This window comes from Sphingomonas sp. PL-96 (assembly GCF_020707215.1).
GTDB lineage: Bacteria > Pseudomonadota > Alphaproteobacteria > Sphingomonadales > Sphingomonadaceae > Sphingomonas.
Map to the genome: position 1 here is coordinate 74,292 of NZ_JAJFET010000007.1, position 13,459 is coordinate 87,750.

At 68.9% G+C, this 13,459-nt stretch carries 14 protein-coding genes; 6 read left to right on the forward strand and 8 right to left on the reverse strand.

Features of this window, described 5'->3' with window-relative positions; genetic code table 11:
- The first annotated feature begins 168 nt into the window (after positions 1-168).
- From LK533_RS13170 to LK533_RS13180, 3 genes are all read left to right on the forward strand, one after another.
- Positions 169-918, forward strand: coding sequence for an electron transfer flavoprotein subunit beta/FixA family protein (locus LK533_RS13170; protein ID WP_229363509.1), 750 nt, complete (start codon positions 169-171; stop codon positions 916-918).
- Positions 915-1,850, forward strand: coding sequence for an electron transfer flavoprotein subunit alpha/FixB family protein (locus LK533_RS13175; RefSeq protein ID WP_229363510.1), 936 nt, complete (start codon positions 915-917; stop codon positions 1,848-1,850). Before LK533_RS13170 ends, LK533_RS13175 begins: the two co-directional genes overlap by 4 nt.
- A 236-nt stretch (positions 1,851-2,086) precedes the next feature.
- Positions 2,087-2,362, forward strand: coding sequence for an acylphosphatase (locus tag LK533_RS13180; RefSeq protein ID WP_229363511.1), 276 nt, complete (start codon positions 2,087-2,089; stop codon positions 2,360-2,362).
- 105 nt (positions 2,363-2,467) lie between these two features.
- Here the strand turns inward: LK533_RS13180 and nhaA are convergent, their stop codons facing one another.
- Both nhaA and LK533_RS13190 read right to left on the reverse strand, forming a co-directional pair.
- Positions 2,468-3,709, reverse strand: coding sequence for a Na+/H+ antiporter NhaA (gene nhaA / locus LK533_RS13185; protein ID WP_229363512.1), 1,242 nt, complete (start codon positions 3,707-3,709; stop codon positions 2,468-2,470).
- 27 nt (positions 3,710-3,736) lie between these two features.
- The gene (locus LK533_RS13190) at positions 3,737-5,308 is read right to left on the reverse strand and encodes a lysine--tRNA ligase (RefSeq protein WP_229363513.1); all 1,572 of its coding nucleotides are present in this window, start codon (positions 5,306-5,308) and stop codon (positions 3,737-3,739) included.
- A 127-nt stretch (positions 5,309-5,435) separates the two neighbouring features.
- On the opposite strand from LK533_RS13190, the gene LK533_RS13195 reads away from it, so the two are divergent.
- The 3 genes from LK533_RS13195 to LK533_RS13205 are packed head-to-tail and all read left to right on the forward strand — an operon-like array spanning position 5,436 to position 9,625.
- Positions 5,436-6,329, forward strand: coding sequence for a bestrophin family protein (locus tag LK533_RS13195; RefSeq protein WP_229363515.1), 894 nt, complete (start codon positions 5,436-5,438; stop codon positions 6,327-6,329).
- A gap of 46 nt (positions 6,330-6,375) precedes the next feature.
- Positions 6,376-9,072, forward strand: coding sequence for an ATP-dependent DNA helicase (locus LK533_RS13200; RefSeq protein ID WP_229363516.1), 2,697 nt, complete (start codon positions 6,376-6,378; stop codon positions 9,070-9,072).
- A 22-nt stretch (positions 9,073-9,094) separates the two neighbouring features.
- Complete coding sequence (locus LK533_RS13205; protein ID WP_229363518.1) at positions 9,095-9,625, forward strand: SixA phosphatase family protein; 531 nt, start codon at positions 9,095-9,097, stop codon at positions 9,623-9,625.
- Between the two features lie 15 nt (positions 9,626-9,640).
- On the opposite strand, the gene LK533_RS13210 is transcribed toward LK533_RS13205, so the two are convergent.
- The 6 genes from LK533_RS13210 to LK533_RS13235 all read right to left on the reverse strand — a co-directional run bounded on the left by LK533_RS13210 (position 9,641) and on the right by LK533_RS13235 (position 13,446).
- Complete coding sequence (locus LK533_RS13210) at positions 9,641-9,970, reverse strand: MerR family transcriptional regulator (protein ID WP_229363519.1); 330 nt, start codon at positions 9,968-9,970, stop codon at positions 9,641-9,643.
- An 11-nt stretch (positions 9,971-9,981) separates the two neighbouring features.
- On the reverse strand, positions 9,982-10,281 hold the full coding sequence (locus tag LK533_RS13215) for an integration host factor subunit alpha (protein ID WP_229363520.1): 300 nt from the start codon (positions 10,279-10,281) through the stop codon (positions 9,982-9,984).
- 99 nt (positions 10,282-10,380) lie between these two features.
- Positions 10,381-11,352 (reverse strand): beta-ketoacyl-ACP synthase III, encoded by a 972-nt coding sequence (locus LK533_RS13220; protein WP_229363521.1) that lies wholly within the window; start codon positions 11,350-11,352, stop codon positions 10,381-10,383.
- Positions 11,349-12,380, reverse strand: a complete 1,032-nt coding sequence (gene plsX, locus LK533_RS13225; protein ID WP_229363522.1) for a phosphate acyltransferase PlsX — start codon at positions 12,378-12,380, stop codon at positions 11,349-11,351. The genes LK533_RS13220 and plsX overlap by 4 nt, the downstream gene beginning before the upstream one ends.
- Before the next feature lie 29 nt (positions 12,381-12,409).
- Positions 12,410-12,589, reverse strand: a complete 180-nt coding sequence (gene rpmF, locus LK533_RS13230) for a 50S ribosomal protein L32 (protein ID WP_229363523.1) — start codon at positions 12,587-12,589, stop codon at positions 12,410-12,412.
- Between the two features lie 194 nt (positions 12,590-12,783).
- Positions 12,784-13,446 (reverse strand): MBL fold metallo-hydrolase, encoded by a 663-nt coding sequence (locus tag LK533_RS13235; RefSeq protein WP_229363525.1) that lies wholly within the window; start codon positions 13,444-13,446, stop codon positions 12,784-12,786.
- Positions 13,447-13,459 lie beyond the last annotated feature (13 nt).

Consider the following 13,459-nt stretch of genomic DNA (forward strand, 5'->3'; position numbering starts at 1 on the left):
ACTGGACCCCGGCCTTCGCCGGGGTACGGGTTTCCTCGGTTCTACTCGAACTGAACCAAACCTCTCGGGGCCCGCCCCGGCCAAGGACCGGGGCACCGCCTCGAACCATGGCCGCGGCGGGCCCCTTGCTATAGGGTCCCCGGCATTTCCGTTCACGGAGAGAAACACATGAAGCTGTTGGTGCCGGTCAAGCGGGTGCTTGACTATAATGTGAAGCCGCGGGTGAAGGCGGACGGGTCGGGTGTCGACCTCGCCAACGTCAAGATGAGCATGAACCCGTTCGACGAGATCGCCGTCGAGGAAGCCATCCGGCTGAAGGAAAAGGGTGTCGCGACCGAGGTGGTCGTCGTCTCGATCGGCGAGCCCAAGGCGCAGGACACGCTGCGCACCGCACTCGCGATGGGTGCCGACCGCGCCATACTCATCACCGCGGACGTGCGTCCCGAGCCGCTGGGCGTCGCCAAGCTCCTCGCCAAGGTGGTCGAGGAAGAGCAGCCGCAGCTCGTGATCCTGGGCAAGCAGGCGATCGACGACGACAACAACCAGACCGGCCAGATGCTGGCCGCGCTGCTCGGCTGGGGCCAGGGCACGTTCGCGTCCAAGGTCGAGGTCGAGGGCGACACCGCTAACGTGACGCGCGAAGTCGACGGCGGCCTGGAGACGGTGGCGCTGCCGCTGCCCGCCATCGTCACCACCGACCTGCGCCTGAACGAGCCGCGCTATGCCTCGCTGCCCAACATCATGAAGGCGAAGTCCAAGCCCTTGGCGCAGAAGACGCCGGCCGATTACGGCGTCGACCTCACCCCCCGCATCACCATCTTGAAGGTGGAGGAACCCGCCAAGCGCGCCGCCGGCATCAAGGTGGATGACGTCAATGCGCTGGTCGACAAGATCAAGAGCCTGGGAGTGATCGCATGAGCGTGCTGGTACTGGTCGAACAGCTCGATGGCCGCGTGAAGGACGCGACGCTGGCCACCCTCACCGCAGCCGCCAAGCTCGGTGACGTGGTCGCGCTGGTCGCAGGACACGGCGACGCCGCCGTGCAGGCCGCCGACGCGGTCGCGAAGGTTGCGGGCGTCACGAAGGTGCTGCTGGCGAACGATCCGACGTACGCCAACATGCTGGCCGAGAATGTCGCAGCCCTGGTGGTGCCGCTGATGGCCGACCACGACGCCTTCCTCGCCAACGCCACCTCGATCGGCAAGAACGTGGCCCCGCGCGTCGCAGCGCTGCTCGACGTCATGCAGGTGAGCGACATCGTCTCGGTCGAGGGCGCCGACACCTTCACTCGCCCGATCTATGCCGGCAACGCGGTCGCGACCGTGCAGTCGAGCGATGCCAAGAAGGTCATTACCGTCCGCGCCACCGGCTTCGACAAGGCAGCAACCGAAGGCGGCAACGCCTCGGTCGAACCGGTCACCGCGCCGGGCGACCAGGGCAAGTCGCGCTTCGTCGGTGCCGAGACCCAGGAGTCCGCCCGTCCCGAGCTCACCAGCGCCGCGGTGATCGTCTCCGGCGGCCGTGCGCTCGGCTCGGAAGAGCAGTTCCACGCCCTCATCGAGCCGCTCGCCGACAAGCTCGGCGCCGCGGTCGGCGCCAGCCGCGCGGCCGTCGACGCAGGCTTCGCCCCCAACGACTATCAGGTCGGCCAGACCGGCAAGATCGTCGCCCCGGACGTGTACGTCGCGGTCGGCATCTCCGGCGCCATCCAGCACCTTGCGGGCATGAAGGACAGCAAGATCATCATCGCCATCAACAAGGACGAGGACGCCCCCATCTTCCAGGTCGCCGACGTCGGCCTGGTCGGCGACCTCTTCCAGATCGTCCCCGAGTTGACCGAAAAGCTGTAAGCCACAGGGGCGGGAGCAATCCCGCCCCTTTCTTTTGCGCGGGACGCCTGTCCCACCCCACACTGCCGTACCCCGGCGAGGGCCGAGGCCCAGCTGCGGTACCGTCGCAGTAGCGCACTCCATCCGCCACACCCCAACTGGCCCCAGCGTCCGCCGGGACGGGTGCATGGGGCAACGACACCCCTTCAGCGCAACGTGCGCTTGCCCTACAAGGGTCGGGCAACGGGAGCGCCCCCATGATCCACCGCCACCTCTCGATCACCGGCCGGGTGCAGGGCGTCGCCTACCGCGCGTGGATGATCGACCAGGCGCAGTCGCTCGGCATCACCGGCTGGGTACGCAATCGCGCGGATGGCAGCGTCGAGGCGGTGGTCGCCGGCCCGGCCGAGCAGGTCGAGGCACTTCTCACCCGCGTGCGCCACGGCCCGTCGGGCGCACGCGTTGCCGATGTCACGGTTACCGAGACACCCGCCCAGGTCCATGACGACTTCGTCAGGCGCGCGACCGTCTGATCCGGGCTGCCCTGCACGGGCGCAAGCTGCTTGGCGGGCGCCGTGGCGGTCGCACTCTCGCCGGTTGAGGTTTCAGCCCCTGCGAGGTGGGTACTGCGTCTCGGACTAGGCGTTGCGTGGTTTATCCATCGCGCGCTCGGCCCGCGCGGGTGTCTTGCCGGGCGCCAGCCGCAGCACCGCATAGCCGGCAAGCGCCGACAGCACCGATCCGGCGAGCACGCCGATCTTTACCTCGTCGACCAGCAGCGGGTCGTCCGGAAAGGCCAGGCCGCCGATGAACAGGCTCATGGTGAAGCCGATGCCCGCCAGCAGCGACAGGCCCCAGATCTGCACCCAGCTCGCCCCGCCCGGCCGCTTGGCAAAGCCGGTGCGGTCGGCGATCCAGACGCTGCCGAAGATGCCCAGCTGCTTGCCGATGAGCAGGCCGAGCGCGATGCCAAGCGGCAGCGGGTCGAGCAGCACGCCGGCCGAGCTGCCGGCCAGCGAAACGCCCGCATTGGCAAAGCCGAACAGCGGCACGATCGCATAGGCCACCCAGGGGTGCAGGGCATGCTCCAGGCGGTGGAGCGGCGAATCGTCCGCGTCGGGGGCGGCAGGGGTCGGCTTGATCGGGATCATCAGCGCGGTGAGGACGCCGGCGATGGTCGCATGCACGCCGGACAGGAACACCAGGTACCACAACGCCACGCCGAGCAGGAGGTACGGGACAAGCGACGTCACCCGGCACTGACCGAGCACCCACATGACCGCCAATACCAGCGCGGCGCCTGCCAGCGCGAGGGTGGTGATCCCGTCGGTATAGGCGACCGCAATGATCGCGACCGCGCCCATGTCGTCGACGATCGCGACCGTGGTCAGGAACAGCTTGAGCGACGCCGGGGCGCGCGATCCGAGCAGCGCCAGCACGCCGATCGCAAAAGCGATGTCGGTCGCCGCCGGCACCGCCCAGCCCGCCTGCAGTTCGGCCCGCCCGCCCGTCACCGCCAGATAGACCAGCGCCGGCGCAACCATGCCAGCGGCGGCGGCGACCACGGGAAGCCGGCGATTCTTCCAGCTGGCGAGTCGCCCGTCCACGAACTCGCGCTTGATCTCCAGCCCGACCAGCAGGAAGAAGACCGCCATCAGCCCATCGTTGATCCACAGGTGGACCGTCATCGGGCCATATTTGGGACTGAGCACCGGGCCCGTGGCCCAGTGCAGCAGGTGGAAATAGCGCTCCGACAATCCGGGCAGGTTCGCCACCAGCATCGCCAGCGCCGCCGCCGCGATCAGCAGCACGCCGCCGCCCGCCTCGCTCTTCAGGAACTCGCGCAGTGCGGAACGGGGGGAACGGGGCGTGGACGGCATCAGTGCTCCTGTCGGTCGCGCGCCCCGTCAGGCGCGGGCGAGCGCCTCGGCGATCAGCTTGCGGCTGTTGTCGATGCCATAGAGCGCGATGAAGCTGCCCATGCGCGGCCCCTGGCTGGTGCCGAGCAGCGTCTCGTACAGCGCCTTGAACCAGTCGCGCAGGGCTTCGAACCCGCCGGTCTTGCCGATCTCATAGACCGCGTTCTGAATCGTCTCGGCGCTGGCGTCGGCCGGCATCGCGGCCAGTTCACTGTCCAGCCGCTGGAGCGCCGCCACCTCGACGCCTTCCGGCGCGCGCCGCTCCGGCTTTTCGGCCACGTCGCGGGTAAAGGCGAGCGCATGGTCGATCAGCCGGTCCAGCGCCGGATAGGCCGCGGGCGAGGCGTCGGCGACATAGTTCGCCAGATAGCCCCAGACCTGCTCCTTGGTCGCTTCGCCCATCACGCCGACGAGGTTCAGCAAGAGGCCGAAGGTGACCGGCAGCGTTTCTTCCGGCGGCGGGCCGCCGTGGATGTGGTGCACCGGATTGCCGAGCTGCTGCTCGATCGGCTGGCTGGGGTAGTTGCCCCGGAACTGCCAATATTCGTCGATCGCCCGCGGGATCACCCCCAGGTGCAGCTGCTTGGCCTTCTTGGGCTCGCGATAGGCGTAAAAGGCCAGGCTCTCCTCCGGGCCATAGGTCAGCCATTGTTCCAGGCTCAGGCCATTGCCCTTGGACTTGGAGATCTTCTCCCCCTTCTCGTCCAGGAACATCTCGTAGTTGAAGCCTTCGGGCGGACGCCCGCCGAGCACGCGCGCGATCTTGGAGGACTGGACGACCGAGTCGATCAGGTCCTTGCCCGCCATCTCATAGTCCACGCCCAGTGCGACCCAGCGCATCGCCCAGTCGACCTTCCACTGCAGCTTGGACAGGCCGCCCAGCGCCGACTGGACGATCCGCTCGCCCTCATCCTCGAACGCGATCAGCCCGGCCTCGGCATCCACCACCTCGACCGGGACCTGGAGGACGACACCAGACTTGGGGCTGACCGGCAGCACCGGCGAATAGGTCGCCTGACGCTCCTTGCGCAGCGTCGGCAGCATCACGTCCAGGATGCCCTGATAGTGGCGCAGCACGCCCCGCAGCGCCTCGTCGAAGCGGCCCGAAGTGTAATAGTCCGTCGAGGACGCGAACTCATAGTCGAAGCCGAAGCGATCGAGGAATTCGCGCAGCAGCGCGTTGTTGTGGTGCGCGAAGCTCTCGTGGGTGCCGAACGGGTCGGGCACCTGGGTCAGCGGCTTGCCGAGATGCTCGGCGAGCATGTCGCGGTTGGGCACATTGTCCGGCACCTTGCGCAGGCCGTCCATGTCGTCGCTGAACGCGATCAGCCGGGTGGGCGTGTCCGACAGCTCGGCAAAGGCCTGGCGCACCATGGTGGTGCGCAGCACTTCGTTGAAGGTGCCGATGTGCGGCAAGCCCGACGGACCATAGCCCGTTTCGAAGATCACCGGCGCGCCGCCGGGCTTGCCCTCGGGGTAGCGCTTGAGGAGCTTGCGCGCCTCCTCATAGGGCCAGGCCTTGGACGCGAGAGCGGCGGTACGAAGTGCGGGATCGATCATCCCAGCCGTCTAACGCCTGAGCGACGGCTTCGCCAAGCCGGATTGCGCACACGCTGCCGCACTGCAACAAAGCCGCCGGTCCGTGCGTCTCCCTGACGCCCAAGCTCGCAAAAAGGTGTCGTTCCCGGTGATCGTAAGCGCAAGACCCCGCCTCAGTAACCACTTGCGGGACATTTGGTGGCCGCTCTTTTCACTGTTCCTGTGGGACGTGGCCGTCACGGTCTTCTACTTCGTCTCACCGTTCAAGGCGCCTGCGCTGCCGCTCACCCTGTTCGGTAGTGCGCTGGCGCTGTTCCTCGGCTTTCGCGTCAACTCCGCCTATCAGCGCTGGTGGGAAGGGCGCATCCTTTGGGGATCGATGATCAATGCCTCGCGCAGCCTGGCGCGGGGCGCGATGGCGTTCCTGCCGATCGACGACATCGGTCCGGCGCGCGAACTCAAGCGCAGCATCGTGCTGCGCCACCTGGCCTATGTGCATGGCCTGCGCTGCCAGCTGCGGCGCCAGGATCCGGCGCCTGAGGTGCTGCGATTCCTGTCGCCGGCGGAGGCCGAGGACCCGCTCAGCCGCAGCAATGTCGCCAACGGGCTGCTCGACGGGACCGGCCGCCGCATCGCGCGGGCGATGCGCGAGGGCTGGATCGACACCATCCAGCAGACCCAGCTGGAACGCATCCTGGTCGACATCGCCAATTCGCAAGGCGGCATGGAGCGGATCAAGAACACGCCGCTTCCCAACCAGTATCGCTTCCTGCCCACCATGTTCGCGCGGCTGTTCTGCATCCTGCTGCCGATCGGGCTGGTCGAGACGCTGGGGTGGGCGACGCCGATCGGGTCGAGCCTGGCCGGCCTCATGTTCCTGTCGGTGCTGCGGATCGGCGACGATCTGGTCGATCCCTTTGCCGACACGATCCACGACGTTCCGATGACGGCCATGTGCCGCACGATTGAAATCGATCTGCTGCAGGCGATCGGCGACGAAGCGCCAGCGCCGCTGCAGCCGGAACGCGGCGTGCTTTGGTGATCCCGTTCCGCTTCCGTTCACACGAGAGGCGGCTATAGAGGGAGCCATGCTCCCCTACCCCGCGCTCCATGCAAGCCACGGCGGCATCTGGGTCGCCACACCTGACGGGGAAGTGCGCGGGATCAGCCGGGGTGAGGCGATCCGGCTTGCCGCCGATACGCCGACGCTGATGCTCAATGCGCCGCTGGTGGCACAGCGGCTGGGCTATGCCGAGCTGTCGGGGCTCGACCTGCTGGAGCTGTTCGCGTTCCTGCGCCCTGCCCGCTTCATGGTGCCGACCCCCAAGGGGCTTGCCGCCGTGACCGGGCTGGATGCGCCGGAGAGCGATGCGGATGTCGCCCCTTTCCTGCGCGATGCCGCCGCGGCGCTGCTTGCGCTCACCGACGGAGACTGGCCCGAGCGCGAGGGCGCGTGGCATGCCGCCCAATCGCTGTTCCGGCTGCGCTGGACCTGGGCGCCTGCCCTCACCCAGCGCCTGGCGAGGCCGGAACGCGCCGAGCGCTGGCTGTTTGCGAAGCTGCCGGAATGGGAGGAACGCGCGCCCCGCCCCGCCCCGCGCACCATCACCGTGGAGGGTGCCGACGTGGTCGCCCGGCTGGAGGCGCTGACTGGCGCCGGCGCCGAGCAGCGGCATGGCCAACGCAACTATGCCGCGGCCGCAGCCGATGCCTTTGCGCCCCGCGTCGTGCGCGACTCGCCCAATCTGGTGCTGGCGGAGGCGGGTACGGGCATCGGCAAGACGCTTGGCTACCTCGCCCCGGCCTCTCTGTGGTCGGAACGCGCGGGTGGTGCGGTATGGGTTTCGACCTACACCAAGGCACTGCAACGCCAGCTGGCGCGCGAGGGCGAGCGGCTGTTCCCGGACGCGGAAGAGCGCAAGCAGCGGATCGTGACGCGCAAGGGGCGTGAGAACTACGTCTGCCTGCTCAACCTGGAGGACGCGCTGCAAGGCGGGTTCGCCGGGCGCGCGGCGATCCTGGCGCAGCTGGTCGCGCGCTGGGCGGCCTATACTGCCGATGGCGACATGGTCGGGGGCGACCTGCCTGGCTGGCTTCCGACCTTGTTCCGGCGCAACGGCTCGACCGCGCTCACCGACCGGCGCGGCGAGTGCATCTATGCGGGCTGCCCGCACTATCGGAAGTGCTTCATCGAGCGCGCGGCACGCGCCTCGGCTGACGCCGACCTGGTGATCGCGAACCACGCGCTGGTGATGGTCAACGCAGCAAGGGGGCGCGAATCGACCACGCGCCCGACCCGCTATGTGTTCGACGAGGGGCATCACCTGTTCGACGCAGCCGACGCCATGTTCTCAGCCGCGCTGACGGGTGCCGAATCGATCGAGCTCAGGCGCTGGGTGCTCGGCCCGGAAGCCAAGGCGCGCGGCCGGCGCCGCGGGCTCGCCGCGCGGCTGTCCGACGTGGCGAGCTATGACGAGGGTGGCGCGGAGGCCATCGCGGCTGCGGTCAACGCGGCCCAGGCGCTGCCTGCCGACGGCTGGCTGGGGCGTATCCACGAGGGAGCGCCGTTCGGGCCGCTCGAGACGCTGCTCGCGGCCGTCCGCGGGCTCGTCTACGCGCGGGCGCCCGATGCGGGGGAAGCCGGCTATGGCCTGGAAACCGAGCTTGCCGAACCCGACCCGACCCTGGTGGAGGCGGCAGGGCCTGCCAGCGCGGCGTTGGAAGCCCTGCTCCGCCCGCTCGTCACGCTCGGCAAGCGGCTGGAGGCGGTGCTCGCCGAGGCACCCGACTGGATGGATGCCCCGGCGCGCGCCCGGATCGAGGGCGCGATCGCCTCGCTCGGCTGGCGCGTGGAGACGGTGGGCGCGTGGCTGGCGCTGATCGCGCGCATCGGAGGGCCCAGCGACCCGGATTACGTCGACTGGCTCGCCGTCGATCGCGCCGAAGGCCGCGAATATGACATCGGCCTGCACCGCCATTGGCTCGACCCGAGCCGGCCGTTCGCGGAAACGGTGCTGAAACCCGCGCATGGCGCGCTCGTCACTTCCGCCACGCTCAAGGCCGGGGGCGACTGGTCGGTGGCGGAGGCGCGTGCCGGCGCTCCGCATCTGGAACGCGCGCCTGCACGGTTCGAGGCGCCAAGCCCATTCGATTATGCGGGCCAGGCCGAGTTGGTGATCGTCACCGACGTGAAGCGCGGGGATCTTGCCGCGCTCGCCAATGCCTATGCCCGGCTGATCGCGGCGGCGGGCGGCGGCACGCTGGGGCTGTTCACCGCGATCCGGCGGTTGCGGGCGGTGCATGCGCGCGTCGCCGACCGGCTGGCGCGCGACGGGCTGCCGCTGCTCGCCCAGCATGTCGATCCGATCGACACGGGCACGCTGGTCGACATCTTTCGCGACGATCCGCGCGCCTCGCTGTTCGGCACCGATGCGCTGCGCGACGGGGTCGATGTGCCGGGCGATTCGCTGCGGCTGGTCGCGATGGAGGGGGTGCCCTGGCCCAAGCCGACGGTCCTCCATGCCGCACGCCGGCTTGCGGGCGGCGGCAGCGCCTATGACGACCGGCTGGTGCGCGCACGGCTTGCCCAGGCGTTCGGCCGGCTGATCCGGCGGGCAGACGACCGCGGCATGTTCGTGCTGCTGTCGGCGGCCATGCCCTCGCGGCTGCTTACCGCCTTTCCGGAGGGAACGCCGGTGCTGCGCACGACGCTGGATGAGGCGGTGGAACGCGCATCGCGACTTTCCCTCGCCCGCCCCTTGGGGCATGAGGCGGCGACCGCCTGACGCCTCGCCCGACGGAAATGCCATGAAAACCCTGACGCTGCTTCGCCACGCCAAGTCCGGCTGGGACGATCCCGTCGCGCGGGACTTCGATCGGCCGCTCAATGCCAAGGGCGCGCGTGCGGCCGAAACCATGGGCCGGCACCTTCGCGATCTACACCTCGCCTTCGACCTGGTGGTCGCCTCCCCAGCGGTGCGGGTGCGCGAGACACTCGATCATTTCGCGGCGGGGCTGGGCGTGACACTGGCACCCCAATGGGACCGCCGGCTCTATCTCGCGTCGGAAGCGACGCTGCTGGACGTGATCTGTGCGCTGCCGGACGACGCGGAACGCGTGCTGCTGGTCGGCCACAATCCCGGACTGGAAGAGGTCGCGCTGCTGCTCGCCGAAGCAGGTCCGCTGCGGGAGGAGATCGCGGCCAAGTTCCCGACCGCGACGGTCGCGGTGCTGGAAGTGGGTGCGCGCTGGAGCGCGGCACGGCAGCGCACCGCGACGCTCACCCGCTTCATCCGTCCCCGCGATGTGGATCCGAGCCTGGGTCCGGACTTCGGCTGACCTGCGCGGCCGACCTCAGCGCCCGTCGGCGGCCAGGGCGTCGGCCAGCATCGCACGGATACGAAGCAACGGGTTCTCGGCCGCCGCAACCACAGGCTTTCCGCGCTCGGTCGCCAGCAGGTTCTGTACGCCGCGTACGGTGTAGCCCTGCTGGCTCAGAAGCTGGTGGATGCGCCGGACGAGTGCCACATCCTCGGGCCGGTAATAGCGGCGCTGTCCCGCGCGCGTGACCGGGCGCAGGTCGGGAAAGCGGCTTTCCCAATAGCGAAGGCGGTGCTGGGGCAGGCCAAGCTCGGCCGCGACCTCGCCGATCGTGCGAAAGGCCGTTGCCGATTTCTCGGGCACGGCGCCGCTGCTCAGCTGGCTGCGACGATGCGGTCGCGCATCATCTGGCTGGCGCGGAAAGTGAGCACCCGGCGCGGGGCGATCGGCACCTCCACCCCGGTCTTGGGATTGCGGCCGACGCGCTCCCCCTTGTCGCGCAGCACGAAGCTGCCGAAGCCGGAGATCTTGACGTTCTCGCCCTTGTGAAGCGCGTCGCACATATGGGCGAGAATATCCTCCACCAGCTTGGCGGAGTCCGCGCGCGACAGGCCGATTTCGGAGTGCAGCGCCTCTGCGAGGTCTGCGCGTGTCAACGTCCCGCCCGCCGTCATGGCCAACCCTTCCCCACTGGATGCGCAACGGCGCGTACCACAAGGTTACCGCCGGTCAAACCGTCCGCGTGCGGCCGCTTGCCTCGGCCGCCGAGCCGATCAGAAGCGGACCACCGCCGCGCCCCAGGTGAATCCGCCGCCCATCGCCTCCAGCACGATCAGGTCGCCGCGCTGGATGCGGCCGTCGCGAACCGCCGCGTCGAGCGCAAGCGGCACCGACGCGGCCGATGTATTGGCATGCTGGTCTACGGTGACGACGACCTTTTCGGGCGCGAGGCCCAGCTTGCGCGCGGTCGCCTCGAGGATACGGGCGTTGGCCTGGTGCGGCACGACCCAATCCACATCCGCGGAGGTCAAGCCGGCGATGCCCAGCGACTCCTCCATCACCTGTGCGAGATTGACGACCGCATGGCGAAACACCTCGCGGCCCTTCATGCGCAGCTTGCCGACCGTGCCGGTGGTGGAGGGTCCGCCGTCGACATAGAGCAGGCCGTTGTGGCGGCCGTCGGCGTGGAGCTTGGTCGCGAGGATGCCCTGCGCGTCCGCCGCGTCCGAATCGCGCGCCTCGAGCACTACGGCGCCCGCGCCGTCGCCGAACAGCACACAGGTTGCGCGGTCTTCCCAATCGAGGATGCGGCTGAAGGTCTCGGCACCGATCACCAGCGCGCGGGTGTGCGCGCCGGCCCGGATCATGCTGTCGGCGACCTGCACCGCATAGAGGAAGCCCGAGCACACCGCCGCCACGTCGAACGCCACGCAGTCGCGGACCCCGAGAGCGGCCTGGACGGTGGTCGCGGTCGCCGGAAAGGTCTGGTCCGGCGTTGCGGTGGCCAGCACGATCAGGTCGATCGATTCGGCGTCGATGCCAGCCGCAGCGAGCGCCTCACGTGCGGCGTCTGTAGCGAGCGTCGACGTCGTCTCGCCTTCCTCGGCGATGTGGCGGAAACGGATGCCCGTGCGCTCGACGATCCATTCGTCGGTCGTGTCGACACGCTCGGCCAGCTCAGCGTTGGAGACGCGACGCTTGGGAAGTGCGGAGCCGGTGCCGGCGATCACGGAGCGACGAGTCATGCAGCCTTCGCTTCGATCGCGGCGAGATCCTCGGCGATCCGACGGGTTAGGTTGTTGCGGATCAGCTTGGCGGCAACGCCGATCGCGTTGGATACGCCGGCCGCATTGGCGCCGCCATGGCTCTTCACCACCAGGCCGTTCAGGCCCAGGAAGATCGCGCCATTGTGATTGTTGGGGTCGAGATGGTGCCGCAGCAGCTCGGTCGCCGGCTTCGAGATCAGGAAGCCGACCTTGGACCGTACCGAGCTGCGGAACGCGCGCTTGAGCAGGTCCGCCACGAAGCGAGCCGTGCCCTCCGCCGTCTTGAGCGCGATGTTGCCCGAAAAGCCGTCGCACACCACCACGTCCACCTCCCCGCGCGAGAGCCGATCGCCCTCGATATAGCCGGTGAAGGTCAGCGGGAGGTGGGTGGAGGCACGAATCGCAGCGGCGGCATCGCGCACGCTGTCGATGCCCTTCATGTCCTCGGTGCCGATGTTGAGCAGCGCGACGCGCGGGCTCTCCAGGTCGAGCACCGCGCGGGCATAGGCAGCGCCCATCACCGCGAACTGGACGAGGTTGCTCGCGTCGCACTCGGCATTGGCGCCGAGGTCGAGCATCACCAGGTCGTTTTCGCCCAGGCTCGGCAACAGCGCGGCAAGCGCCGGACGGTCGATGCCCGGCATGGTGCGCAGCGCCAGCTTCGACATCGCCATCAGCGCGCCGGTATTGCCCGACGACACCGCAGCGGCCGCGCGCCCCTTTTTCACCAGATCGATGGCGATTCCCATCGACGTGGTGCGGGCGCGACGGATCGCCTGGCTCGGCTTGTCCGAAGACCCGACCAGTTCCGGCGCATGGACGACTTCCGAACCCGCGGTAAGATTGGGGTGCGACTGGAGACCGGCGCGAATCGCCGTCTCGTCGCCCACCAGCAGGAATCGCAAGTCAGGATTGCGGCGACGCGCCTGGGCGACGCCGGCAAGCATCACCGCAAGGCCCTCGTCACCGCCCATCGCATCGACGGCGATCCACGAGTCCTCGGCCACCACGCCAGCGCCTCCGTGTACGGTCAGGCTCAGCCTTCGACCGAGACGATCTCGCGGCCGTTATAGTGGCCGCAGCCCGTGCACAGGTTGTGCGGACGCTTCAGCTCGCCGCAGTTCGGGCACTCCTGGAACGACTCGACCGAGAGCGAGTCGTGCGCGCGCCGCATGCCCCGGCGGGAGGGCGAGGTCTTTCTCTTGGGAACTGCCATGTCGGCACCTTTACCGGAAATCTAAGGATCATTGGCCGTGAAACAGCCAAGAGTGGCCCGGGCAAGCAGTGCCGGAACCCGGCCGCTCGCCGGACCGGCAGCTTGGGCCATGTCACGAAGCGAGCCGCGCCTATAGCGTTTTTGGCCGTGGTTGCAAGCTTCTGGCGGGCATTGCTGCCGCCGGCTGCGCGGACTCAGCCTTGGGCAAGCACCGAATCGGCCACGAACGGGTTGGTACGGCGCTCCTGGCCAAAGGTGCCGGGCTGGCCATGGCCGGGCACGAAGTGCGTCGCATCGCCCATCGGCCACAGTTTGGTGACGATCGAATCGATCAGCGCCTGATGGTTCGACAGCGGAAAGTCGGTGCGACCGACCGAGCCCGAAAACAGCACGTCGCCGACCAGCGCGAACTGGGTAGCCGGATGGTGGAAGACGACGTGGCCCGGGGTGTGGCCGGGCGTCTCGTAGACGTCGAACGCGACTTCGCCGACGGTAACCTGGTCGCCTTCGACCAGCCAGCGGTCGGGCTCGAACGGCACGCCGCGCAGGCCCCAGCGCTTGCCGTCCTCGTCCAGCCGCGCGATCCAGAAGCGGTCGGCCTCGTGCGGACCCTCGATCGGCACGCCCAGCTGGTCGGCGAGCGGCTTGGCCTCGCCGCAATGGTCGATGTGCCCGTGGGTGAGCAGGATCTTCTCGATCGTGACTCCGTTCTGCTCGGCCGCGGCACGCAACCGGTCGAGGTCGCCGCCCGGATCGACAAAGGCGCCGCGCATCGTCTTCGTGCACCACAACAGGGTGCAATTCTGCTGGAGCGGCGTGACCGGCACGATCGCCGCACGGATCGGGGAAGGCGTCATGGCAACGGGATAG

What these genes read in the sequence shown, in the direction of transcription:
- LK533_RS13200 (WP_229363516.1), top strand. Translation starts at nt 6,376, where the DNA reads ATGCTCCCCTACCCCGCGCTCCATGCAAGCCACGGCGGCATCTGGGTC.
- rpmF (WP_229363523.1), bottom strand. Translation starts at nt 12,589, where the DNA reads ATGGCAGTTCCCAAGAGAAAGACCTCGCCCTCCCGCCGGGGCATGCGG.
- LK533_RS13175 (WP_229363510.1), top strand. Translation starts at nt 915, where the DNA reads ATGAGCGTGCTGGTACTGGTCGAACAGCTCGATGGCCGCGTGAAGGAC.
- nhaA (WP_229363512.1), bottom strand. Translation starts at nt 3,709, where the DNA reads ATGCCGTCCACGCCCCGTTCCCCCCGTTCCGCACTGCGCGAGTTCCTG.
- LK533_RS13235 (WP_229363525.1), bottom strand. Translation starts at nt 13,446, where the DNA reads ATGACGCCTTCCCCGATCCGTGCGGCGATCGTGCCGGTCACGCCGCTC.
- LK533_RS13205 (WP_229363518.1), top strand. Translation starts at nt 9,095, where the DNA reads ATGAAAACCCTGACGCTGCTTCGCCACGCCAAGTCCGGCTGGGACGAT.
- LK533_RS13190 (WP_229363513.1), bottom strand. Translation starts at nt 5,308, where the DNA reads ATGATCGATCCCGCACTTCGTACCGCCGCTCTCGCGTCCAAGGCCTGG.
- LK533_RS13180 (WP_229363511.1), top strand. Translation starts at nt 2,087, where the DNA reads ATGATCCACCGCCACCTCTCGATCACCGGCCGGGTGCAGGGCGTCGCC.
- LK533_RS13170 (WP_229363509.1), top strand. Translation starts at nt 169, where the DNA reads ATGAAGCTGTTGGTGCCGGTCAAGCGGGTGCTTGACTATAATGTGAAG.
- LK533_RS13220 (WP_229363521.1), bottom strand. Translation starts at nt 11,352, where the DNA reads ATGACTCGTCGCTCCGTGATCGCCGGCACCGGCTCCGCACTTCCCAAG.
- LK533_RS13215 (WP_229363520.1), bottom strand. Translation starts at nt 10,281, where the DNA reads ATGACGGCGGGCGGGACGTTGACACGCGCAGACCTCGCAGAGGCGCTG.